The sequence below is a fragment of the Methylocystis bryophila genome, from assembly GCF_027925445.1.
Taxonomy (GTDB): domain Bacteria; phylum Pseudomonadota; class Alphaproteobacteria; order Rhizobiales; family Beijerinckiaceae; genus Methylocystis; species Methylocystis bryophila.
Window position 1 is genome coordinate 2,966,049 of record NZ_AP027149.1, and the last position, 20,841, is coordinate 2,986,889.

Consider the following 20,841-nt stretch of genomic DNA (forward strand, 5'->3'; position numbering starts at 1 on the left):
TCCTTGGTCCTACTTCAGATAAAGCAGGATCGCGATCAGAAAGGCGAAGATGCCGAGGCCTTCGGCGAGCGCCGCGCCGATGATCGCATTGGTGAACTGGCCCGCGGCCGCCGATGGGTTGCGCAGCGCGCCATTGACGAAGTTGCCGAAGATGATGCCAACGCCGATCGCCGCCGCGCCGGTGCCGATCGCGGCGAGACCCGCGCCGACGAGTTGCAGTTCAGTAGCCATTTTTATGCTTCCTTCGAGATAGGGCGACCATTTGTTGTTGGATATTTATCAGTGGCCCGGGTGAATTGCGTCGTTGAGATAGACGCAAGTGAGGGTGGCGAAGACAAAGGCCTGCAGGCAGGCCACGAGCAGCTCCAGCGCATAGAGCGCGGTGATCGCCAAGAGCGGAACCGGCGCGAGCACCGCCCAGACGCCGGCGCCGAGCAGCAGCGCGACGAAGCCGCCGAACACCGCGAGCGTGATGTGCCCGGCGAGAATATTGGCGAAGAGACGCACCGAGAGCGAGATCGGCCGCGACAGGAAGGAGATGATCTCGATCGGCACGAGCGCGACGAGCACGGGCTTCGGCACGCCATGCGGCACGAAAAGGCCGAAGAAGTGGAAGCCGTGCCGGTAAATGCCGTAGCCCACGACGATCAGCATCACCAGCATCGCGAAGGAGAAGGTCACGACGATCTGGCTCGTCACCGAGAAGGTGTAGGGTGCGAGGCCGATCAGATTGGCGATGAGCACGAAGGCGAAGAGCGAGAAGACGAAAGGAAAGAAGCGCATGCCTTCTTCGCCGGAGACCTGCCGCACCATGCCGGCGACGAACTCATAGAGCATTTCCGCCGCCGCCTGCATCCTGGTCGGCACGACGCGCTTGCCCGCCGTCGCGAACACCATCAGCGCGACGACGCCCAAGGCGACGATCAACATATAGAGCGAGGCGTTGGTGAAGGAGACCTCGATGTCGCCGATGCGATGCTCGAAAAATCGCACGAGCTCGAACTGCTCGATCGGATTGGGTTTTCCCCCCTCGACAGCCATCTCAAAACCTTTCCGGACGGCGGCCCGCCCGCTGTTCGTCGTAAGCGCGCAAGCGCGCGGATCTCTATTCCTCGCCCCTCGCCTGCTGACGCAAGGCGAGGCGATAGATGTTCCAGAACCCCGCCGCCGCGCCGAGCCCGAGGAAGACAACGAGACCCCAAGGCCTCGCGCCGGTCCAATAGTCGACGAGCCAGCCGATGCCGGCGCCGACGATGACGGCCGCGACGAATTCGGAAAAGACGGTGAGGCCCGCGTTCATCGCTTTCGCGAAACCGCTCGCCTGCGGACTGAGCTCACTCGCCCTTTCCGCCTCGCGCGCGTCGCGTGCTCTCAAGGCCTCGTCGAGCTTCGCCAAGCGCGCTTGGAGTTCGGCCTCTTTCTTTTCCGGATCGTCGCTCATCCCAAGGTTCCCCGCGCCGGCCGCCGCAGAGAAACCTCCCGGCGGGGCTCGTCAGATCCTCGAGGCTGAGGGGTTTGACGCGGATGGCGCCGCAATGCGGCAAACCGTCCAAAACCGCGCGGACCATATTGACGCGACGGATCGAAGTCAAGCCAAAGACACCGGCATTTTCCCCGGCTCCCCGCCGGAAATTCAGGCGTTCTCCTTGAGGCGGCCCCGCCCTGTCGCGGCCCATCCGCTCGCGCAAAAAAGCGCGGCGGCTTCTGCGAGCCGCCGCGCCTCAAATCAGATAGAAGAGAAACTCTCAGGCCCGCTGCTGGCGTTTGCCGAAAGCGACCCAAGCGAGGAGCGCAGCGATTCCCGCGAAGCCGGCGCCAGGCGTCGGGCCGGGCGCCGCGGCCGTCTGCGTGGTGATCGCGGCTAGGAAAGGCTCGCCACCCGCTATTCCCGCGTTCAACCCCTCGAAGGTGATCGTCGTCAGCGTCGAGCTGTCGAACCCGACCGGGAGCACGATCTTCTGCGCGTCGAGACGGACGTCGCCATTAAACTGCGCCGTGCCGAAGATATTTGGCGCAGTATTGATGTAGAGCCCGTTATAGTGGTCGCGGACGTTGTCACCTTCGGTCAGATTGTAAGTGTAGGAGTCTCCGGCCGAGTCGGCGAAAACCAGCGCGCCGTTCTGTCCGGCAAGAACGCCAAAACCCGAATTGATCAAGGTGTAGACCGTGCCGACGTTCGCTTGGTTGACGTTGATCGTGAAGGAAGAATCGCCGGAAGGCGTCTGTATCACGCCGGTGCTGTTCGGGTTTCCGTTCAACGTGGTGAGCTGGAAGCCGATTCCGCTAATCGTGACGGTGCTGCCGCCGAGCGGATAGTTGCTCCCGTTCGTATAGCCCTGGATATCGGCGTTGGTGAGGCCCGAGATGTCCACGCTCGCCGCCGCGGCGGGAGACGCGATGAACGCCGCCACCGCGGCGACGAGAGAGAGTTTGGTTGTCTGCATGATAATCGCCGCTTTCTTTAGTGTTTCAGTGAAACCCACGCAGCCTGCGCGAGACTTGAGGGGACATTCCTCGAACACTGCTTCACAGTCAACGCAGGGGAAGTCGGCGCCAGTGAGAATTTATTGAGAGTGTGGCTTTGGCGCCACAGTCCGCAAAATGCGCGTGAACGCGAAGCGTCTCGCCGCCGCATTGCGCCGCCGCGCCGCCTTGTCGAAGGCGGCGCCTTAACGGCGTCGAAAGGGCTTTGTGCTTCGGCGCGTGCCTCGCGACGAAAAGCGCCCGGCCCCCGCGAGGGACTGGGCGCTCGGTTTTAAGCCGGCTGACGTCGGCGATCAGCGCGCCGCGAGGCCGCGCGCCCGGGCGAGGAGGCCCAGACCCAGCAGCGCAACCATGCCGCCGAGGCCGGCGCCGGGAACCGGGCCGGGAGATGCGAGGGTCTCGACAAAGCTGTTCGAGACGGCAGAGACGGTGCTTCCCCCAAGACCCGGCGTCAACGTGTCCACCACGCCGACCGAGGTGGTGCCGGGCGCGAAGTTAGCCACCGTGGTTCCGGTGTAGACTGGCGGGGGCGCGGTGACGTTGAAGTCGAGAGGTCCGGCGGCGCCGACGTTGGGCGTGAGCGTCGTGAGCACGTGCACGCTACCTTGCGTTTGCACGACGGCGCCCGAGACGCTGTCGAGAACGGCCAGCGGCGACGTCACGGAAACGGTATAGCCGACCGAACCGCCCACCGTCGAAAATGTGGGATTGTCGATGGTGATCGTGTGGAAGTCCTGGGTCCCCACGTGGTTGAAGGTAAACTGGATCAGGTCACCAGCTGTAAAGGCGAAGTGGTCAAACAGCTTGTCCTGCTGCTGAACGCCGGTGACTCCGGCGGGGCCGCCGATTTCCACCAATGTGCTGCTGGAGGTGGCGACAAAGGTGCCGCTGAAGTCTGTTGCTGCGGTGAGGTCGACGACGATAGCGTTCGCCGCCGTGGCGCCGCCGAGCGCGAAAGCGCTCGCCGTCGCCAGCACGTAGAAGTGCTTTTTCATCAGAATCTCCTGTTCAAGCTTTCTAGAAAGCCCTCAAAAAAAAGTCGCGGGCATAAAGGCCCGCCTCCTCCGATGAGGACCGCAGGCGACGCTACCAGTCGATGCCCGCAAATCAATCCGCATTGTACTCATAGATTAAATTTCTATAGACTGTGGCATAAATGCCACACACAAGTACAATTACGTATGAAAGCATCCATATAAGGGAATATACGTAGCATTTTAGAACGATAACACGTGTCGATGAATTCAGGATCGGTACTAATACGTAGAACACAAAAAGCATATGGAGGCCTTTTGCGCTTGGATAGGTGAAAGTACCTATATATTTCCATCGAGCTGCGGAAGCGCTGAGAGGCGTCGATTCAGGCGCGAGAGGCGCGAGCGGGTCGAATCTCATGACGACAACCCGGCCTTGCCGCTTCGCTCGATCAAGGACGAGTGTTTCCGACAGGGGGATGCGCTTCAGCGGCGATCCCTGGCGTTACGGCCATGGCCACCTCCCGCCAGGCTTCGAGCTTTTGTGCGAAGCTCGCCGCCGCATGCGCCGGGCTCGTCGAGGGCAGCCGCTTCATCGCTATTCCGGAAAGGACGTCAGGAAGTGTCGGGCGCGCCAACGCCAAAAAGAGCCGCTCGGCCGTTGCGCCGTTGAAGAAGATCGCCCCGATCTCCGGGTGCGTCTCGAATAGAATCCTGAAATCATTGGGTATGATGCTGCTTTTATCGATCCTCTGATCAAGGCTCCCGGGCCGCTTGGCGCTGGCGCAGACGTCCCAGAGCGCAACGCGCGCGTCGACGAGGCGCTGCAACCGCTCCTCGTAAGGCTCCTCGGGACCGGCCCCGAAAAGCCGGCCCATCAGCTTCCAGAAACTATTCTGCGGCTGCGCATAATATTGGCGCGCCGCGAGCGAGGCTTGCCCTGGAAGCGAGCCGAGAATCAGCACGCGCGCATCCTTGCGCGCGACGGGCGGGAAGCCGAAGGAGCGGGTCATCTTGCCCGGCTGGCGCTCTCGCGCGGTCTCGTCAAGAAGCCGCACGCCGGCTCCGCTCCAGCCATTCGGACGAGGCGCGCTTTAGTCGCCGCTTGCTCACCAGGCCCCACGCCCCTCACCCCCTCCCCGCCCGCTCAAGCCTGGCGAAGATCGAGACGATGAGCGCCTTTTTGTCGAAGTTGAAGACCTCGGTCTCTCGCACGGCGGCCGAAATCTCGTCGAAGGCTTCGGCGTAGCCGATCACGGCAGCCGCGCCTCGTACGGCTCCCGCGCGCACGCGGGCGTCGAGGAAGCCTTGCAGCGCGCGCACGAAACCTTCGAAAGCCTCCTCATTGTCGCGTCCGGTCAGCCGGTCGGCGAGCGCATGCACAATCGGCCAGTCGACCCGCGGCAAAGCGGCAAAGAGCGCATGCAGCGTGGCGTCGAAGGCCGAGCCCTCTCCGTCCAACAGGCGCAGCGCGGCGCGCACCGAGCCCTGCGCCGCCGCCGCCGCACGCAATATCTCGGAATCCGACAGCTCCGCCCAGGGCGCGCCGAGGCTGCGCGTCGCGGCGGAGATCTCGTCGGGCGCGAGCGCCTCCAGCGCCAGCTTGCGGCAACGCGAGCGGATGGTGGGAAGAATGCGCGCCGGGCGGTGCGCCACGAGCAGAAAGATCGCCCGCTCGGGCGGCTCTTCGATGATCTTCAAAAGCGCGTTGGCGCTGGAGCGGTTGAGCTCGTCGGCGGCGTCCACGATCGCGACGCGCCAGCCGCCGACGCCCGAGGCGCTGTGGAAGGCGCGCGTGACCTCGCGGACGTCCTCCACCCTGATCTCGGTGTAGTGCTTCCGGCTTTTTTCGTTCCAGGCTCGGCGCAAGCAGAAGACGTCGGGAAGCGCCTGCGCGGCCATGCGTCGCGCCGCTGGCGCTTCGGGAGGCACGAAGAGGGAGGACGCCTCCTGCACCGCTGCGGCCTTGGGGTCCGGATGGGCTTGCAGGAAGCGCGTGAAGCGCCAGGCGAGCGTCGCTTTGCCGACGCCTTCCGGTCCGCCGAGGATGAAGGCCTGCGCGAGCCGGTCGCGGCGATAGGCGTCGAGAAGCGAGCGCTCCGCCGCCGGATGGCCGAAAAAGCTCAGGTTCTCACGCGGATGCGGCGCGCCGGGAAAGCGATCGCTTTCGGGCGGCCCCGCAGCGTCGCGGCTCATCTCGCCGCGAGCCCGTCGAGGAGCGGCGCATGAAAGCGGCTCGACACAAGCCGCAGGATTTCCGCCGCGACCTCCGCCTTCGGCCGCGTCGAGTCGATGACGCGGCAGCGGATGGGCTCGCGTCTGGCGACGTCGAGGAAGGCTCGCCGCAAACCCTCGTGATAGGCGAGCTCTCGGGCTTCGAAACGGTCCCCCCCGCCGCCCCTGTGGCTTGCGCGCGCGAGACCCTCGGCGGGGGGCAGATCGAGAATGATGGTGAGATCGGGTTGGCGCTCGCCCAAGGCGATCCGCTCGAGCAGCTCGAGCAGGCGCATATCCGCGCCCCCCATCGCGCCCTGATAGGCGCGCGTCGAATCGGTGAAACGGTCGCAGAGCACGAAGGCCCCTTCGCGCAGCGCAGGAAGAATCACTTTATCGACATGGTCGATCCGGGCGGCGGCAAAGAGCAGCGCCTCGCTCAGGGGGCTGAGGTCCTGCGTCTTGCGATCGAGGAGGAGCTCGCGCAGGCGTTCGGCGAAAGGCGTGCCGCCCGGCTCTCGAGTCACGGCGACAGGCAGCCCCGCCCGCTCCAGAGCTTGCGCCAGAAGGCGGATCTGCGTCGACTTTCCGGCGCCTTCGCCGCCTTCAAAGGTGATCAGGCGCCCGGGCGCGTGCGGCCCCAGCGCGTTCATTTCTTCTTGAGGCGATCGAGGCGATCGTGGATCGTCGCGGCCGCAAATTCATAGGCCGCGTCGAAGGCGCGCGTCGGCAACGAGCCCTGCTCCACGCTTTCGGTCGCATAAACCGGCTGCTCGAGGATCACATTGGCGCCGCGCTTGATCTCCACGCGCCCGATCTTCTGTCCGGCCTGGACCGGCGCAACGACCGGCCCCTCATAGACGATGCGCCCGGAAAGCTTGTCCTGGTTCGTGCGCGGCAGCAGCACGCGCAGGTCCATTTTCGTCGCGACGGGAACCGAGCCTTGGGTCCCGCCATAGACTTTCGCCGAGCCGATCGGCTCATCGGCCTTGAACAGGAATTTGTCTTCGAAATTACGAAAGCCCCATTGCAGCAGCTTGCGCGCCTCCTCGGCGCGGTCCTTGGCCGTCTTGGCTCCAAAGCCCGCGAGAATCAGCCGCCGGCCTTCCTCCACTGCGGAGGCGATGATGTTGTAGCCGCTCTTCTCATCGATGTTGCCAGTTTTCAGCCCGTCGACGCCGATGTTCATGTTGAGCAGCGGATTGCGATTGGGCTGCTTGATCTTGTTCCACAAGAACTCCCGCTCGCCGAAGTAGTGATAATATTGAGGGTAATCGTTGATGATGTGCTCGGCCAAGAGGGCCATCTCGCGCGCCGTCACCTGCTGATCGGGCAGGGCCTTCCCCCAGGGATTGCCGAAGCTCGACTTGGTGAGCCCGAGCTCCTTCCCGCGCTTGTTCATGCGCATCACGAAGGCCTCTTCGGACCCGGCATTGCCCTCGGCGAGCGCGATCGCGGCGTCGTTGCCGGAGACGATCACCAGGCCGCGGATGAGATCCTCGACTCGCACATGTGAGTTCACATTGGCGAACATCGCCGATCCATGCGACTTGGCGCCGCCGTCGCGCCAGGCGTGATCGGAGATCGCATATTCGTCGTCGAGCTTGAGGCGGCCCTCGCTCAGCTCATGGAAGATGAGCTCGGCGGTCATGATCTTCACGGTCGAGGCCGGCGCGACGAGATCGTCGGCCCCCTTCTCGTAGAGGACCGCGCCGGAGTTCGCGTCGATCAGGATCGCATGGGCGAAGCCGGTCTGGAAATTTTGCGCGTAGGCGGGGGCGTGAAGCAGGAGCGCCGCGAAAGCGGCGGCGAGGAGGGCTCTCAACTTGCTCATGAGCGTCGATCACGTTGCGGCCGTCGGGGAGCACGGCGCGGAGAACATGCGGCGCCTCGCATAATAATGCAATCGGTTGCAAGGGTTGGCGCCTTGGGAACTTCTTGCCCTCCAGTCCTTCGGCTCGCGGGCAATCGGTTTCAATCCCGCGCAGCCCGGGCGCCGCGCAGCGCGTGGGACGACGGCGCCACGTCCGAGCCTCCCTCACGCGCTGCGAGACGCAACGAGTATCCCGGTTCCGATCATGGCTGAGCCGGCGGCGCGGTTCATCAATCGCACACGTCGTGGAGTCCGAAAAAAGCCGCGCGCCCGGACCCCGGCAATGGCGTAGCCGAAACATACCCCGAGATCGACGCAAAGAATGATGAGAGCCACGGAGTAGACTTCCAGAGCCGTCACATGGCCCAAATCCAGCAACAGCGGCATCACGCCAGCGTGAAAGAATATCGCCTTCGGATTGCCGAGCGAAATGCCGAATCCCATGAGAAAATCCCGGGCGCCGCGCGTCTCTACCGATTCTGAGCTGTCGATAGCTTCGTTTTTCGAGAACCAAAGCTGCAAGCCCAGCCACAATAAATAGGCGGCGCCCACAAGTTTAATCAGCCCGAAGAACCACCCGAGATATTGCGCGACGAAGGCCAAACCGAGCAGGACGAGCATTGCCAAAGGAAGGTCGCCGAGGGCGACCCCTAGAGCGAGGGCCGCAGCGGGCTTCCAACCCCTTGCGATGGCTGTGGTGATGATCGAGACGATTGCGGGACCCGGCGTGGCCGCGGCAAGCGCCAAGGTTCCGGCGTAAATGAAAAGAGATGCGGTCATCACGGCCTCTTCGCTGTCAGTCAGGACTCGGCTCGGTCGAGCGTTTCGGAAGCCCGCCGCAATCGAAGCATGACGTTGCCGCCGCGCTGGAACTCGTAGTCGACGTTTCGCTTTTCGACGTCATATCCGTCACCGCGCATCGCCGCGCACACCGGTTGGAGATGTGGGGACAGCTCGCCCGACAAGGTCAGCAGCGGAAAAATGCGGACCTCCCTCGCGACTCGGAGCAATTCACGGACTGCCGCAATATGTGCAGCGAGGGGCAGCTGTTCCGAGTACAAGAACAGGAGATGAGAGCTCAGGGCGAGATCGAAGCTCCCATCGGAGAAGGGCAACTGCGGCAATGAGGCCGCAACATAGCGGCCGTTCTGTTCGCCTTTCTCGTAGTCGTCGAGAAATCGTCGCATGGTCGTCCGGCGCGCTTCGCCAAGCGAGTCCGGATCGGTGAACCGCTCCCAAAGGTACTGGTCTTTCTGCGCGCGCAGCTGAGACGTTACGGCGTCGAATGTCGCTTGGACCTGCGCTTCGATTTCCGCGGCGGTGTGAACATAGAGCGGGTCTATGGAAATGATGCGGAATCCAGACGCCGCGGCCTCGGCGTTGAAGCTCGCCGGCCCGTCGCCGCACCCCAGCACGCGACCCTGCAGGTCTGCGCTGGAAAGAGCGAACATAGTCCGATACTCGTCGAAATTCCGGCCCCAGGGTATGATGCTGGATAATTTCATCGCGCTCTCCTGTTGGAGGCGCCGCCGCCATATCGCCGGGATGGAAGGAATTTTTAGGGATTTAGAACCCTGCCGGCGTCATCGCAGCGGCATGGGTCGACTCATGGCGACGCGCCGCTCCTATCGGTAGGAGCGCCACCAATAAAACATCGAGGGGTTCGCGACATCGACCATGCCGTCCTCATGCCCGTCGAACGCTTCCCTGTCAACGACGCTTCAAAAAAAGCTATGATTAGTTAGGGGGCGACCGCGAAATCACTCTTTAGCACAGCGGTTCGCCAACGGCTCCCTGCGGGCCTGGGCTCGCAGCCTCAACGAGGCGCCGGTCCGTCGAATAGAGTGATTCCGAAGGAATGCAGGTCAAATGACAAACGAAGGAACTGCCGCTTGACCGCCACGCGAGGAGCATCCCCCATGATCCAGATCCGAGAAATCGACCATCTCGTGCTGCGTGTTGCGAACATTGACGCAATGCTGAAGTTCTATTGCGATGTTCTGGGATGCACAATTGAACGGCGACAGGAAGCGCTCGGCCTGATGCAGTTGAGAGCGGGCCGCTCTCTTCTCGATCTTGTGTCTGTGGATGGGGAACTTGGGCGGGCTGGAGGCGCCGCGCCGGGGAAGGAAGGCCGGAATCTGGATCACTTGTGCTTCCGCGTCGATCCCTTTGATGAGTCCAGCATCCGCCGTCATCTCGAAGCCAAGGGCGTGGAAGCCGGGCCTACCGCCCTTCGCTATGGCGCTGAAGGCACGGGTCCCTCTCTTTACATCACGGACCCGGAGGGAAATGTCGTCGAGCTCAAAGGTCCAGGAGAACGTTAGATCACGCTGCCTTTAGGGAGGATCGCCTGGGCGAACCGGACGGTATCGCCCGCGTCTCACTTGGATTTCAACGCGACCCAACCGCCAAACAAATAAGTTTGATAGAACCGCAAGGGGCGTTCAAACCCCGCCTCGCCTAGGAGGGAAAAAAGTTCCCTCTCCGGGATGAAATCGACGTCTCTGTCGATGTGGCTGCGGTCTTGCGCCAATTCCTCCGCAGACACCCCATGCGCTGCATAGGACAGCAGCCATGCGTTTAATAACTGTGCAAATTCGGGTGAACTCTCGTCTCCAAATAGGTCAGCGATGATGAGCAAGCCGCCAGGCTTTAGATTCGTCGCGATAGCACGGAAATAAGCGAGCTTTTCTTTCTCGCCTTTGATGAAGTGGGACACAAAGATCGAGGATGCGGCCTCAGCCCGCATCGGTGACTGATATTCTTGCAGCCGGCCGTGGAAAAACTCGATGCGGTCCGTCATCTCGCTTTCGCTCGCCCTGCGCCGACAGGCGTTGAGCATTTCAAGCGAAGCATCGACAGCGACGAAGCGCCAAGAAGGAAAACTCTGGCCAAGCGTGGCAATTTCGGCGCCTGTGCCCGCGCCGGCCGAGAGAAAGGTAGAATCTTCAGGCAGCCCCTGGAGCCATGGGACAATCATTTGGTGCAGGGCGTCGTAGCTCGGACAAAACGAGCGAATCCGACGATCGTATTTGGCCGCGAGGCTTTCGCCGAAATGCGCCGCCACGTTAAATTGTCGGGACTGCATGGTCTTCGAAGCTCATTACGCGCAGCCGACACGCGCCCAATCGCGCATGGGTTGAGGCCAAACAGCAGCGACACGCCCTTCCCGGCTCCGCTTCGAGCCGCGGACGACGGCGGCTGGCGGAACATCACCTTAAGGGCGCCGTCCAATTTAGGGGCGCGACTTTGAGCGGTGCCTACCGCTGCGCGAGCTTCGTGTGATGCGACGCTTTGGTCGGCGCGCGGCCGAGCGCGAAGGGGCGCGTCGGCGGCAGGGGCGCGTTCACCGGCACGCCCTCGGCGGCTTGCGCGGCGCCCGGACGGCGAGGCGGCGTCGGCGCCTCGTCTTCTTCCGGCGCGGCTGCCGAAGCCTCGGGTTGGCGGTCGACGACGGAACGCAGGTGGTCTTCCCCCTGCTCTACCGCAGCGACGACGGATTCGCGGGCCCGCTCGGCGAATTGGGTCAGCGGCCCGCCGTGCGGCGGCAGCGAGGCCGGCGATCCGTCCGTGCGGACGGATGCGAGCAGCATCGCCTTGTCGCCGCCGTTAATGTCGGCGCGGCCGATCCATTCGACTTTCACGCGCGCGGTGCCGACCCGATGGAAATCGAGCTCTTCGGCGACGCGCTGCGAGACGTCCATGACGCGATGGCCGTGATAGGGGCCGCGGTCGTTGACGCGGACGATCATCGAATAGCCGTTTTGGGTGTTGGTCAGGCGCGCATAGCTGGGCAAAGGCATGGTCGGATGCGCAGCGGAGGCGGCGTTGCGGTCGAAGACCTCGCCATTCGCGGTGAGGCGGCCATGGAAATCCGAGCCGTACCAGGAGACGAGACCCGTGGCCTTATAAGGCTTCTCGCTCGGATAATAGGTCTTGCCGGCGATCTGATAGGGCTTGCCGAGCTGATAATGGCCGCCGCCTTCGGGCACCTCCTCGCCCTCCGCGATGACGCGCGGGCTGGGGCGCACGCCATAGCGCGGATCAATCTGCGCTTCTCGGACGAAGTCCCGGGCGGGCTGGCCGGCGCAGCCGCAAAGCAGCGTCGAGAAGGCGAGGCAGACAACCAGCTTGGGGCTTGGTTGGAAAGGAGCCGCATCTGCGGCGAAGGACCGCCACCTTACCAAAATCGGGGTCATGCCGTCCCATTCCCATTGCGCACATGTCGCCCCGAGCCCTTCAAGGAGCGTCGCGGGCGTCTCTCCAACGTCCCTCGTTAAGCTGAGGCCAGCGCTTTACCTGGACGTTAATCCTCTAAGGCTTTGGGGAGACATGCCTTCCCAATCCTTAACCGGGACAGGAGGCTCCCAAATTCGGGTGGAATTGGGGCGAGGGCAGCCAATCGGGTGAAACGGCGCCGCCCATCGTCTTGCTTAGCGCGATTCCTTATCGCTCGAACGGAATCGTTCGAGCGATAAGGAATCGCGCCAAATCAAAAGATTGGAGCATGTCCTGACCGGAAAACCGCTTCGCACTATTCCGTGACATGCTCTGGAGGCTCCCAGGCCGGCTCGAAGGATCAGGCTGCTTGTTCGCTCTCCAAGGCGCCGGAACCCGGAGCCTCCTCACGAGCTCGATGCGGGCGCGAGGTCGACAAGCAGCGCGTCGACCTTCTCCGTCCCCCGCCATTCCCCCACTGACAGGCGCAGCGCGACGTGGAAGGCGCCGCCGCGACCCTTGCTCAGCGCGGCGCCGAGCGGCGTGTCGGCCGCGCGGAAGAGCATGGCGTCGACCCCCGCCCCGTCGCCAGCGGTGAAGCGCGCGCGCAAATGGCTGTCGCCGACCGGGGCCACGAAGGCCAGGCGATGCGCCGGAAGGGCGAAGACGGGCTCGCTGTTACCCTGCCCGTATGGGCCGGCCTGCTCAATGAGCCGCAGGCGCTCGAGAGAAGCGCCGCGCGCGGTCACGGCGCCGTCGAGCCAAAGCCCCTCCGCTTGCCGCGCGGTTTCGACGTCGCTCTCCAGAGTCTCATTCATAAAGTCGCGAAAGGCGTCGAGCTTGTCGCGGGCGACCGTCACGCCGGCCGCCATCGCATGGCCGCCGCCTCTTTCGGCGAGCCCCTTCTGGACAGCGCCCCGGACTGCTTTTCCCAGATCGACGCCACTTAAACCTCTACCTGAACCAGAAGCTATTTCTCCTTTAAAATTAAGTGCAAATGAAGGAATCTTAAACCTCTCCTTTAACTTTGCGGCGACGAGGCCGAGCACGCCTGGGTGCCAATCTGCGGCGCCAAGGACGAGGCAGGAGATCCGGTTGGAGCGCGCCAACGCCTCCTCCGCGGCGTCAATCGCCAGTGCGACCGTCGCCTTTTCGAGCGCCTGACGCTCGCCGTTCAGCCGGTCGAGCTCGCGCGCGCCAGCCAGGGCGGCGGCTGGGTCGCGCTCCAAAAGCAGCCTCGCCCCGAGTCCGGCGTCGCCGATCCGCCCCCCGGCGTTGATTCGGGGACCCAAGACAAAGCCCAGGCGCCAGGCGCTCGGTCGCCCATCCATTCGGGCGGCGTCCATCAGCGCCGCGAGGCCTAGGCGTCGGCGTCCCCGCATGACGCCGAGCCCTCCGGCGACCAAGGCTCGATTGAGTCCCGTAAGCGGGGCGACGTCCGCGACGGTCGCCAGCGCCGCGAGATCGAGAGCCTCGAGCAGGTCGGGCGCTTCGCGCGAAGCCCAATGATCGCGCTTGCGCAATTCGCGCGAAACCGCGACGAGCGTCAGAAAGACCAAGCCCGCGGCGCAGAGAGCCCCCTGCCCCGAGAGATCATCCTGCCGGTTCGGATTGACGACGAGCGCATCCGGGAGCGCCTCCGCGGCCTGATGATGGTCGATGACGAGAGTCGAGAGGCCGAGCGCCCGCGCCCGGGCAAGCGGCTCAAAGCTCACCGTGCCGCAGTCCAGGGTGACGAGCAGCGTCGCGCCGCGTTCGGCAAGCGCCTCGATCGCCTCGACGTTGGGGCCGTAGCCCTCGGTGATGCGATCGGGAATGTGAATGAAGGGGGCGGGCGCCCCGGCGGCGACCAGAAATTCGGCGAGAAGCGCCGAGGAGCAGGCGCCGTCGACGTCGTAGTCCCCGAAAATGGCGATCTGCTCGCGGGCTTGGATGGCCTCCGCGAGCCGCAAGGTCGCCGCCTCCATATCGAGCAAGCTGTAAGGCTCGGGCAGCAGATCGCGCAGCTTCGGCGCAAGGTAGCCCGGCGCCGCCTCCACGGAGACGCCGCGCCCCGCGAGCACGCGGGCGAGGAGCGGGTCATAGCCATGGGCCGTGCTGAGCGCTTCGGCGAGCCCCTCGCCTTCGCGCGTGAGCCGCGACGACCAGCGTCGCCCCATCACGGAGGCTTCGACGCCGAGAAAGCTTTCCGAGATCTTAAGAGACGCCACGCCATATGCTCCAGAATCAGACAGGCGGAGCATGGCGAGCGGGAGGCGTCCGGGTCAATGGCGGCGAATGCCTCCTTGTTTAGACAAAGGGGAGGCATTCGCCGCGTAAAGCGCTCAGACCCGCAACGACAATTCGCGGAACTCTCGGTGGTCGGCAAGGACCTCGTAAACTTCGTCCTGCTCCCTCACGACGCCGGGAGCGATGCAACCCGGGATCTCGGAGGACGCCACGAAAGACGCGCATAGTCCCAAAGGGCCAGGCTCCCCATTAACGACTTATTAATAATTGCGTGCGTTCGAAAATTGGTTGCGTGCTGAGTTAGTCGATTCGTGCGGCGCTCTTAAAATCTGCGCCGCGCCCCTTACAAGAGAACGTGGCGCGCTCTTCAAAAGAGCCCGGCGCCGAGCCATGCGCTGCGCTGATTCGTCATGAGGCGTGCAATTTTTACATAAGCTACAGTTTTGTCAAATGATTCTCCCTGAATCGAGCGATGCGGCCGACGACGCCGGCCCTTGAACGCCTTGCCCCTCAGCCCAATCTTATCAAGGGAATTGCGTAGGAATGGGCCCCTTCCCTTTAAACCCGAGCGCCCCGTGCGCATTTACCCGGCTGGGAGGCCGACGACGGTGCGTGCGAGAACAATCGTCTTCATTCATGGCATGGGCGGCTGGGGACCCGAGGACCTCGGCGGCCTCTATCCCTATTGGGGCGATGCGTTGCGCCAAATGGGATCCCCCTTCCGCGTCTTCGAGGCGAAATGCGGCCCGATCAGCTCGCTGCACGATCGCGCCTGCGAGGTTTTCGCCCAGATCAAGGGGACGCGGATCGACTATGGCGAGGCGCATAGCGAGGAAGCCGGCCATGCGCGTTTCTCGCGCGACTTCACGGGGCGCGGCTTCCTGAGCGATTGGTCGGAGGACAATCCCGTCATCCTTATCGGCCACAGCGCCGGCGCGCCGACCGCGCTGCTCTTCCAGAAGCTCCTGGCGCAGGATTTTTGGGGCGTGGGCTCCAACGCCAATTGGATCGAGGGGATCGTCTCCATCGCCGGCGCGCTCAACGGCTCGACGCTGGCCTACAACCTTTGCAATGACGCGACCGGTCGCCTGCAGGCGCGCCCCAGCGCCCTGGTCGGCCAGGCTCTCTCGCTGCTCTCGCGCGTGCTGCATTTCGGCTCGCCGCCGCTCTTCGATCTCCATCTCGACCAGTGGACCGGGATGGGCGAGGGGTCGGATCGCGCGGCTTTCGGTCGATTTGCGGCGAGCGACGACAATCTTCTCCACGACATGACGCTGCACGGCGCGCGCCGCACGCTCGAGCACTGCGAGACCTTCGAGGAAAGCTACTATCTCTCCCTCGTCGCCTGCGCGACGTCGCCGGGGCGGCGCCTGCCCTTCCTCGCGCCGGTCGAACGGCCGGATCTCGCGATGATCGTGAGACAGCCCTATGGCGGCCTTTATATTTGCCATCGTGGGGAGTTTGCGGCGCCGCCGATCGACGGCTGGGGCGAGGGCGATTTGACGATGGAGCAATGGCGGGCCAATGACGGCTGCGTCAATACGATCTCGCAGCGCTATCCCTTCTTGGCCGGACGGCACCCGATTGGCGGCGAGGGCGTGTTTTTAAACGATCGACTCGGACCGGGCGGCTGGTTTTACGAGAATCTCGAAGACGCCACAGGCCGCAAGTTCGACCATCTCGATCCGGTGCATGGCGCGCTGACGCGCACCTCGGCCGCTCAGCGCGAGGCGCATCGGAAGCTTTACACGAAGCTCTATTGGCGTCTGCTTTCGCTGGGGGAGGAGGCGGAGGAGTTCGCCGCTCGAGCGGCTTGCCAATAGTCCACGAAAGCGCGAAGCGGCAAGCTCTAAAAGGCGAGCGCCGCGGCGCGAAGCGTGAGGGCAAGCAGGACGAGGGATGACGCGGCAAAGATCCAAAAGCGCAGCAGGATGATGTTCGTGGTCGCTTGCACGAGACTATGCGCGACGCGCAGCGTCACATAGCTCCAGGAAAGCGCTGTGTTGATGAGATCTCCGGCGCCGAGCATCGCGAGCGTTAACGCCACCGCGTAGAAAAGCGTCGGCTGTTCGAGCAGGTGATTGTAATTATCCGCTTTCCATCGCGTTTGGGCGGGAATCTGGGCGTTGAACGCCTCCTTCGTCTGCTCGGGATCGAGCTTGACGCGGCCTTTGCGAATGGCCGGAATGCGCGTCGCGTAAAGCCATGCCCACATCACGAAGGTCCACAGGACCAGCGCAATGATCGGCGCGAAAAGCGTGCTGTGCTGCATCTATTGGCCCCCTATATCCGATCCGCCAGCGGATGGCGGCTAGCATAAGCGATTGGATCAGCGCGCTCTATCGCGATCACGTAACGGCATGACGATTCCGACCATATCCACGGCGATATGCGCCAGGCCGTTCGCCCACAAATCCCCGGTCGCCGCGTAAAACGCGGTGAACACGCCGCCGCCGAGCAGGCCGATGGTCAGCGACGGCGCCATCCCCCAGAGGGGGATATGGGCGATGGAAAATGCGATGGACACGAGGACGAGCGCGGCCGCGGGCCCGACCCATTCCATCAGCAAATTATAACCAACCCCTCGGTAGAGCGCTTCTTCGAGCGTCGCGACAACCAGGACGGCGGCGACGAGCGTGGAGAGCCGAAGTTGCCGCAACTCGGCAAATCCCTGCTCGAAGCCTGTGGCTCCGAGCCACTCGCGCCCCTTCGCCAGACAAGGGCCGATGAACCAAATGAAGGATGCGGCGAGCGCCAAGGCCAGTAGCGGCGTGCGCCAGGTCGGGAGCGACAAGCCAATGCTGGCCAACGCTTTGTGCAGGGGGCCAAGGCAGAGGAGAATCGCAGCCGCGGTTATCGCCGCCAAAAGGATTTGAGCCCCTATATTCGCAAGGTTTAGCGCGCCTCGCCGCGCCATGCTCCTTGTCGCCGCCGCCACGAGAAGCGGGCCAGAGAGCGCCAGACAGAGCGTTGCGAGAAAAGCGCCTTGCATTTTTGAACATAACCACGTTCGCGACGCCAGCGCAGCTCTCTCGAGAATGCGCCCCGAGCGGGGCTGGGCGGCGCGGCGCTGACGATTGACGTCACTGCGAAAAGGCGACAAGGCTTTCGCGCATGAACGCCCTCTCTTCTCTCGCCTTTCTCGTCGTCGCCGGGGGACGCGGCGTCCGCGCCGGCGCGGGCGCGCCCAAGCAATATCGGCCGCTGCTGGGCAAGAGTCTTCTCTCGCGCACGCTCGAGGCGCTGCATGTCGCTGCGCCCTCGGCTCTTCTGCAGACGGTCATTCACGCGGACGACGGGGAGGCCTTCGACGCTTGCGCCGCCGAGCTTTCCGAGCCGGCGCGCCGCCGTCTGGCCGATCCCGCTAGAGGCGGCGTCTCGCGCCAGGAAAGCGTGAGGAACGGCCTCGAGGCGCTGGCGCGCCTCGAGACTCCGCCCAAGATCGTGCTGATCCACGACGCGGCCCGCCCCTTCGCCGACGCCTCGCTCATCGAGCGGGCGATCGACGCGGCCCGCGACTTCGGCGCGGCGGCGCCGGGCGTGCCGATCGGCGACACGATCAAGGAGGTCGACGCCATGGGCTGCGTCGTCTCGACCCCGGAGCGCGCCCGGCTGCGCGGGGTGCAAACGCCCCAGGCCTTTTCCTTCGAGCTGATCCTCGCCGCGCATCGCGCTTGCGCCGGCTCCAAGGTCGAGTTCACCGACGACGCCATGGTCGCCGAGCACGCGGGCGCGTCGGTGCATATATTCGCGGGCGACCCCAAAAACTTCAAGCTGACGACGCCGGAGGATTTTTTGCGCGCGACGAACGAGCTTCTGGCCGCCCTGCCCGATGTGCGCGTCGGCCAGGGATTCGACGTGCACGCCTTCGCCGAGGGCGCTGAGATCTATCTCGGCGGCGTGGCCATTCCGCACGCGAAGGGGCTCGCGGGTCACTCCGACGCCGACGTGCTCGCGCATGCGATCACCGACGCGATTTTCGGCGCCCTGGCCGAGGGCGACATCGGCGCGCATTTCCCGCCCTCCGATCCGCAATGGAAGGGCGCGGCCTCCGCGATCTTCCTGCAGCACGCCGTCGAGCGCGTGAAGGCGCGCGGCGGCATGATCGCCCATGTGGACGCGACGGTGATCTGCGAGGCGCCGAAAATCGGCCCGCATCGCGACGCGATCCGCGCGAGCCTCGCGAAGATCATGGGCGTTGCGGAAGATCGCGTCGCGCTGAAGGCCACGACGACGGAAAAGCTGGGGTTTACGGGCCGCGGCGAGGGCGTCGCGGCGATGGCGACGGCGACCGTGCGCCTGCCGGGGTGAGGGAGCTCCCCCTCCCCAACCCTCCCCAGCAAGCGGGAGAGGGAGCGGACTCGGCGCTCCCGTCAACAGCGCGGAAGGCCGATCGTTAGGGTCCCCTCTCCCGCGATGGCGGGGGAGGGGACAGGGCCGTTCTCGCTCCTACCCCGACAGCTCCGCCGCCCGGCGCTTGGCGGCCGCAACTGCGCTGGCCATCAGCGGGGCAAGCCCGTCCTGCTGCGCCATGAGCACGGCGAGCGCAGCCGCGGTCGTGCCTCCTGGCGAGGTGACATTCTCGCGCAGCGTCGCCGGCGAAAGCTCCGGTGATCGATGCATGAGCTCCCCCGCCCCGCTCACCGTCGCGCGGGCGAGTTGCGCCGCCAGATCCTCCGGCAGGCCCGCCGCGGCGCCCGCCGCCGCCAGACATTCGGCAAGCAGGAAAACATAAGCCGGCCCCGAGCCCGAGACCGCCGTCACCGCGTCGATCAATTCCTCGCGCTCGACCCAGACGACATCGCCCGCCGCCTCGAGAAGGCGCTGCGCGACCTCGAGCTGCGCCTCGCTGGTCTCGGCGTTGGCGAAGGCGCCGGTGATCCCGCGGCCGATCGCGGCCGGCGTGTTGGGCATGGCCCGCACGAAGGCTTTCGCGGCAAGCCTTGCGGAAAGATCGGCGATCCGCTTGCCGGCGAGGATCGAGACGACGAGCGTTTCCGGCCCGACCAGCGCCGAGAACGTCGGCGCGACGCTTTCGAGCATCTGCGGCTTGATGGCGAGCAGCACTGTACCGGCCGGCGGCTCTCCTGCGGGGGGACTGCAGCAAAGGACGAAGCCCTGAGCGTTGCAAAGCGCCGCGAGCTCGATGCTCGGGTGCGGCTCTATAACCTCGACGGACCCCGGCGCGCCCGCGCGGGCGAGCCCCGAGAGCATCGCCGCGCCCATCTTGCCTGCGCCAAGGAAAACAACCCTTTCCGCCGTCTGCGTCACGCTTCGCCCTTCGTCTCGAAGCTCGCGGCCTCAAGCGCCTCCCGGGCGCTCTTCCCCGCCCAGAGCACGAATTGGAACGCCTGATAGTAGCGCTCGCAGGTCTGCAGCGCGTTGTCGAGATGAGCGGCGCAGAGCGCGCCCGAGGGCTCGGCGCCCCCGACGAGCATGAGCCCATGCCGATGCATCACCACGCCCTCCTTGCGCCAGACGTCGAAATGCCCGACCCAGAGCTGCTCGTTGATCGCCGCGACGAGCGCGCCGACCTCTCCGCGCAGCCGCTCAGGAACCTTCAGATCGAAGGCGCAAGAAAGGTGAAGGGTCTCGATGTCGGAGAGCCAAGTGAAAGCGACGCGATATTCTGTCCAGCGCCCCGTGACCGAGATCGCAATCTCATCCTCCTCCTCCCGGTCGAAGACCCAGTCGTTGCTGGCGGCGAGCTGCTCCACCACGTCGACGGGATGTTGCGAGCGGATCGTGTCCTGTTCGGCTGCGGTGAGCATGTGCCAACCCTTGTTTCTAGGTCTTGGAACGCGACGGCGGAGGAAAGAGGCGCAGTGCGGTCGCTCGATCTACTAACGAGCGGAACGCGACGACATTCGAATCGTCTTCACTGCGACTATAATACTCGGAAAATCTTGATTAGGCGAACTTTCCGAAACCTTGCCCCCGGCCGCTTCCGTCTTTGGAGGAGCCTGCTGGATTCGCCGCTCTAGGTAAAGTCGGCGAGGCTCCGCTCCACAAGCAAGATTTGGGGATAACGGCCCCGGCGGCGTCCGCCCCAAAAGGAAAGGGCGCGGGCCCTTCGGACCGCGCCGCCAATTTTGCGCAGGACAGGGAGCGCGGTCGTGTATTCCGCCGCTCGGAATCGGACGCGCTCGGCAACTTCTCAGGCAGAGCGTGTCGGCCTGAACACGACGACAAAGAATCGCCGCCCAGCTTTGGGAACCGCCTCAGGGCTCCATAATCACCGGCGTCCCGACGCTGACGCGGTTATAGAGGTCTGACACATCCTCGTTGCGCATGCGGATGCAACCATAGGATGCGGCGGAGCCGATGGAGGCGCGCATCTTGTTCGTCGTGCCGTGGATCGCGACCTCGTTGCGCTCGAGCACGATCGCGCGCGCGCCCATGGGATTGTGCGGCGAGCCGCCGGGAATGACGTCGGGGAGGTTTGGATGATCGCGCCTGACGGCCTCCGGCGGCGACCAGTCCGGATGCGCATGCATCGAAGCGACATAGGTAGAGCCGGACCATTCCTTGCCGCGCTTCGGCACGGCGATCGGATAAGACATGGCGGTTCCGTCGCCGTTCACGAGATAAAGACGGCGCTGATGAGCGCTGATCACGATCGTGCCCGGCGCGACCGAGTCGAGGAAGGAGACCCTGGCGCCCGCCTCAGCCTTTTGCGGTGCAGCCGCGCCAAGGCCGACGACCGTCGCCAGCGCCAGCGCGAGATTGAGCGCGCGCAACCGAGCTGCGCGCAAAACGAGCTTCGTCACCATCATCGCCCCGCTCCATCACCCGAAGCCCGCGACGCTGCGGGCTAAACCTTCAAGGTAGGAGACATTCTAACTT

General features: G+C 64.5%; 22 protein-coding genes. 3 read left to right on the forward strand and 19 right to left on the reverse strand.

Annotation, left to right across the window (positions count from 1 at the left end; all coding sequences use genetic code 11):
- Positions 1-9 precede the first annotated feature (9 nt).
- The 11 genes from QMG80_RS13810 to QMG80_RS13860 all read right to left on the reverse strand — a co-directional run bounded on the left by QMG80_RS13810 (position 10) and on the right by QMG80_RS13860 (position 9,050).
- Positions 10-231, reverse strand: coding sequence for a F0F1 ATP synthase subunit C (locus tag QMG80_RS13810; protein ID WP_085773332.1), 222 nt, complete (start codon positions 229-231; stop codon positions 10-12).
- A 48-nt stretch (positions 232-279) separates the two neighbouring features.
- Positions 280-1,041 carry a F0F1 ATP synthase subunit A gene (locus QMG80_RS13815; protein ID WP_085773333.1) on the reverse strand — a complete coding sequence of 254 codons (762 nt, stop codon included), beginning with the start codon at positions 1,039-1,041 and terminating at the stop codon, positions 280-282.
- Positions 1,042-1,105: 64 nt separating this feature from the next.
- The gene (locus QMG80_RS13820) at positions 1,106-1,441 is read right to left on the reverse strand and encodes an AtpZ/AtpI family protein (protein ID WP_085773334.1); all 336 of its coding nucleotides are present in this window, start codon (positions 1,439-1,441) and stop codon (positions 1,106-1,108) included.
- A gap of 304 nt (positions 1,442-1,745) precedes the next feature.
- Complete coding sequence (locus tag QMG80_RS13825) at positions 1,746-2,444, reverse strand: hypothetical protein (protein ID WP_085773335.1); 699 nt, start codon at positions 2,442-2,444, stop codon at positions 1,746-1,748.
- Between the two features lie 333 nt (positions 2,445-2,777).
- Positions 2,778-3,479 (reverse strand): hypothetical protein, encoded by a 702-nt coding sequence (locus QMG80_RS13830; RefSeq protein ID WP_085773336.1) that lies wholly within the window; start codon positions 3,477-3,479, stop codon positions 2,778-2,780.
- 431 nt (positions 3,480-3,910) lie between these two features.
- Complete coding sequence (locus tag QMG80_RS13835; RefSeq protein WP_245300006.1) at positions 3,911-4,516, reverse strand: DNA-deoxyinosine glycosylase; 606 nt, start codon at positions 4,514-4,516, stop codon at positions 3,911-3,913.
- A gap of 70 nt (positions 4,517-4,586) precedes the next feature.
- On the reverse strand, positions 4,587-5,654 hold the full coding sequence (locus tag QMG80_RS13840) for a DNA polymerase III subunit delta' (RefSeq protein WP_085773337.1): 1,068 nt from the start codon (positions 5,652-5,654) through the stop codon (positions 4,587-4,589).
- The gene (gene tmk, locus QMG80_RS13845; RefSeq protein WP_085773338.1) at positions 5,651-6,325 is read right to left on the reverse strand and encodes a dTMP kinase; all 675 of its coding nucleotides are present in this window, start codon (positions 6,323-6,325) and stop codon (positions 5,651-5,653) included. The genes QMG80_RS13840 and tmk overlap by 4 nt, the downstream gene beginning before the upstream one ends.
- Complete coding sequence (locus QMG80_RS13850; protein ID WP_085773339.1) at positions 6,322-7,506, reverse strand: D-alanyl-D-alanine carboxypeptidase family protein; 1,185 nt, start codon at positions 7,504-7,506, stop codon at positions 6,322-6,324. Before QMG80_RS13850 ends, tmk begins: the two co-directional genes overlap by 4 nt.
- Positions 7,507-7,710: 204 nt before the next feature.
- Complete coding sequence (locus QMG80_RS13855) at positions 7,711-8,325, reverse strand: LysE family translocator (RefSeq protein WP_085773340.1); 615 nt, start codon at positions 8,323-8,325, stop codon at positions 7,711-7,713.
- Between the two features lie 20 nt (positions 8,326-8,345).
- On the reverse strand, positions 8,346-9,050 hold the full coding sequence (locus QMG80_RS13860; RefSeq protein ID WP_085773341.1) for a class I SAM-dependent methyltransferase: 705 nt from the start codon (positions 9,048-9,050) through the stop codon (positions 8,346-8,348).
- A gap of 414 nt (positions 9,051-9,464) precedes the next feature.
- Here QMG80_RS13860 and QMG80_RS13865 point away from each other — a divergent pair, with 414 nt between their 5' ends.
- Positions 9,465-9,872, forward strand: a complete 408-nt coding sequence (locus QMG80_RS13865; protein WP_085773342.1) for a VOC family protein — start codon at positions 9,465-9,467, stop codon at positions 9,870-9,872.
- Between the two features lie 56 nt (positions 9,873-9,928).
- Here the strand turns inward: QMG80_RS13865 and QMG80_RS13870 are convergent, their stop codons facing one another.
- The 3 genes from QMG80_RS13870 to recJ all read right to left on the reverse strand — a co-directional run bounded on the left by QMG80_RS13870 (position 9,929) and on the right by recJ (position 14,009).
- Positions 9,929-10,636, reverse strand: coding sequence for a class I SAM-dependent methyltransferase (locus QMG80_RS13870; protein WP_085773343.1), 708 nt, complete (start codon positions 10,634-10,636; stop codon positions 9,929-9,931).
- Between the two features lie 172 nt (positions 10,637-10,808).
- The gene (locus QMG80_RS13875) at positions 10,809-11,747 is read right to left on the reverse strand and encodes a septal ring lytic transglycosylase RlpA family protein (protein WP_085773344.1); all 939 of its coding nucleotides are present in this window, start codon (positions 11,745-11,747) and stop codon (positions 10,809-10,811) included.
- A gap of 426 nt (positions 11,748-12,173) precedes the next feature.
- Positions 12,174-14,009, reverse strand: coding sequence for a single-stranded-DNA-specific exonuclease RecJ (recJ, locus tag QMG80_RS13880; RefSeq protein WP_085773345.1), 1,836 nt, complete (start codon positions 14,007-14,009; stop codon positions 12,174-12,176).
- 594 nt (positions 14,010-14,603) lie between these two features.
- Here recJ and QMG80_RS13885 point away from each other — a divergent pair.
- Positions 14,604-15,818, forward strand: coding sequence for a lipase-like domain-containing protein (locus tag QMG80_RS13885; protein ID WP_199769007.1), 1,215 nt, complete (start codon positions 14,604-14,606; stop codon positions 15,816-15,818).
- A gap of 26 nt (positions 15,819-15,844) precedes the next feature.
- Here the strand turns inward: QMG80_RS13885 and QMG80_RS13890 are convergent, their stop codons facing one another.
- Both QMG80_RS13890 and QMG80_RS13895 read right to left on the reverse strand, forming a co-directional pair.
- A complete protein-coding gene (locus QMG80_RS13890) occupies positions 15,845-16,267 on the reverse strand; it encodes an MAPEG family protein (RefSeq protein WP_085773347.1) in 423 nt (140 codons plus the stop codon).
- Between the two features lie 57 nt (positions 16,268-16,324).
- Positions 16,325-16,789, reverse strand: a complete 465-nt coding sequence (locus QMG80_RS13895; RefSeq protein ID WP_158658906.1) for a CPBP family intramembrane glutamic endopeptidase — start codon at positions 16,787-16,789, stop codon at positions 16,325-16,327.
- 320 nt (positions 16,790-17,109) lie between these two features.
- On the opposite strand from QMG80_RS13895, the gene QMG80_RS13900 reads away from it, so the two are divergent.
- Entirely contained in the window at positions 17,110-18,306 is a 1,197-nt protein-coding gene (locus QMG80_RS13900) for a bifunctional 2-C-methyl-D-erythritol 4-phosphate cytidylyltransferase/2-C-methyl-D-erythritol 2,4-cyclodiphosphate synthase (protein WP_085773349.1), read from the forward strand.
- A 138-nt stretch (positions 18,307-18,444) separates the two neighbouring features.
- Here the strand turns inward: QMG80_RS13900 and proC are convergent, their stop codons facing one another.
- From proC to QMG80_RS13915, 3 genes are all read right to left on the reverse strand, one after another.
- Complete coding sequence (gene proC / locus QMG80_RS13905) at positions 18,445-19,266, reverse strand: pyrroline-5-carboxylate reductase (protein WP_085773350.1); 822 nt, start codon at positions 19,264-19,266, stop codon at positions 18,445-18,447.
- Positions 19,263-19,766 carry a type III secretion system chaperone family protein gene (locus QMG80_RS13910; RefSeq protein WP_085773351.1) on the reverse strand — a complete coding sequence of 168 codons (504 nt, stop codon included), beginning with the start codon at positions 19,764-19,766 and terminating at the stop codon, positions 19,263-19,265. Before QMG80_RS13910 ends, proC begins: the two co-directional genes overlap by 4 nt.
- 450 nt (positions 19,767-20,216) lie before the next feature.
- Positions 20,217-20,768, reverse strand: coding sequence for a L,D-transpeptidase (locus QMG80_RS13915; RefSeq protein ID WP_085773892.1), 552 nt, complete (start codon positions 20,766-20,768; stop codon positions 20,217-20,219).
- Between the last annotated feature and the right edge of the window lie 73 nt (positions 20,769-20,841).

Excerpts from the sequence above, each read along its gene's own strand:
- QMG80_RS13810 (WP_085773332.1), bottom strand. The coding sequence starts at position 231 with ATGGCTACTGAACTGCAACTCGTCGGCGCGGGTCTCGCCGCGATCGGC.
- QMG80_RS13815 (WP_085773333.1), bottom strand. The coding sequence starts at position 1,041 with ATGGCTGTCGAGGGGGGAAAACCCAATCCGATCGAGCAGTTCGAGCTC.
- QMG80_RS13820 (WP_085773334.1), bottom strand. The coding sequence starts at position 1,441 with ATGAGCGACGATCCGGAAAAGAAAGAGGCCGAACTCCAAGCGCGCTTG.
- QMG80_RS13825 (WP_085773335.1), bottom strand. The coding sequence starts at position 2,444 with ATGCAGACAACCAAACTCTCTCTCGTCGCCGCGGTGGCGGCGTTCATC.
- QMG80_RS13830 (WP_085773336.1), bottom strand. The coding sequence starts at position 3,479 with ATGAAAAAGCACTTCTACGTGCTGGCGACGGCGAGCGCTTTCGCGCTC.
- QMG80_RS13840 (WP_085773337.1), bottom strand. The coding sequence starts at position 5,654 with ATGAGCCGCGACGCTGCGGGGCCGCCCGAAAGCGATCGCTTTCCCGGC.
- tmk (WP_085773338.1), bottom strand. The coding sequence starts at position 6,325 with ATGAACGCGCTGGGGCCGCACGCGCCCGGGCGCCTGATCACCTTTGAA.
- QMG80_RS13850 (WP_085773339.1), bottom strand. The coding sequence starts at position 7,506 with ATGAGCAAGTTGAGAGCCCTCCTCGCCGCCGCTTTCGCGGCGCTCCTG.
- QMG80_RS13855 (WP_085773340.1), bottom strand. The coding sequence starts at position 8,325 with ATGACCGCATCTCTTTTCATTTACGCCGGAACCTTGGCGCTTGCCGCG.
- QMG80_RS13860 (WP_085773341.1), bottom strand. The coding sequence starts at position 9,050 with ATGAAATTATCCAGCATCATACCCTGGGGCCGGAATTTCGACGAGTAT.
- QMG80_RS13865 (WP_085773342.1), top strand. The coding sequence starts at position 9,465 with ATGATCCAGATCCGAGAAATCGACCATCTCGTGCTGCGTGTTGCGAAC.
- QMG80_RS13870 (WP_085773343.1), bottom strand. The coding sequence starts at position 10,636 with ATGCAGTCCCGACAATTTAACGTGGCGGCGCATTTCGGCGAAAGCCTC.
- QMG80_RS13875 (WP_085773344.1), bottom strand. The coding sequence starts at position 11,747 with ATGACCCCGATTTTGGTAAGGTGGCGGTCCTTCGCCGCAGATGCGGCT.
- recJ (WP_085773345.1), bottom strand. The coding sequence starts at position 14,009 with ATGCTCCGCCTGTCTGATTCTGGAGCATATGGCGTGGCGTCTCTTAAG.
- QMG80_RS13890 (WP_085773347.1), bottom strand. The coding sequence starts at position 16,267 with ATGCAGCACAGCACGCTTTTCGCGCCGATCATTGCGCTGGTCCTGTGG.
- QMG80_RS13900 (WP_085773349.1), top strand. The coding sequence starts at position 17,110 with ATGAACGCCCTCTCTTCTCTCGCCTTTCTCGTCGTCGCCGGGGGACGC.
- QMG80_RS13910 (WP_085773351.1), bottom strand. The coding sequence starts at position 19,766 with ATGCTCACCGCAGCCGAACAGGACACGATCCGCTCGCAACATCCCGTC.
- QMG80_RS13915 (WP_085773892.1), bottom strand. The coding sequence starts at position 20,768 with ATGGTGACGAAGCTCGTTTTGCGCGCAGCTCGGTTGCGCGCGCTCAAT.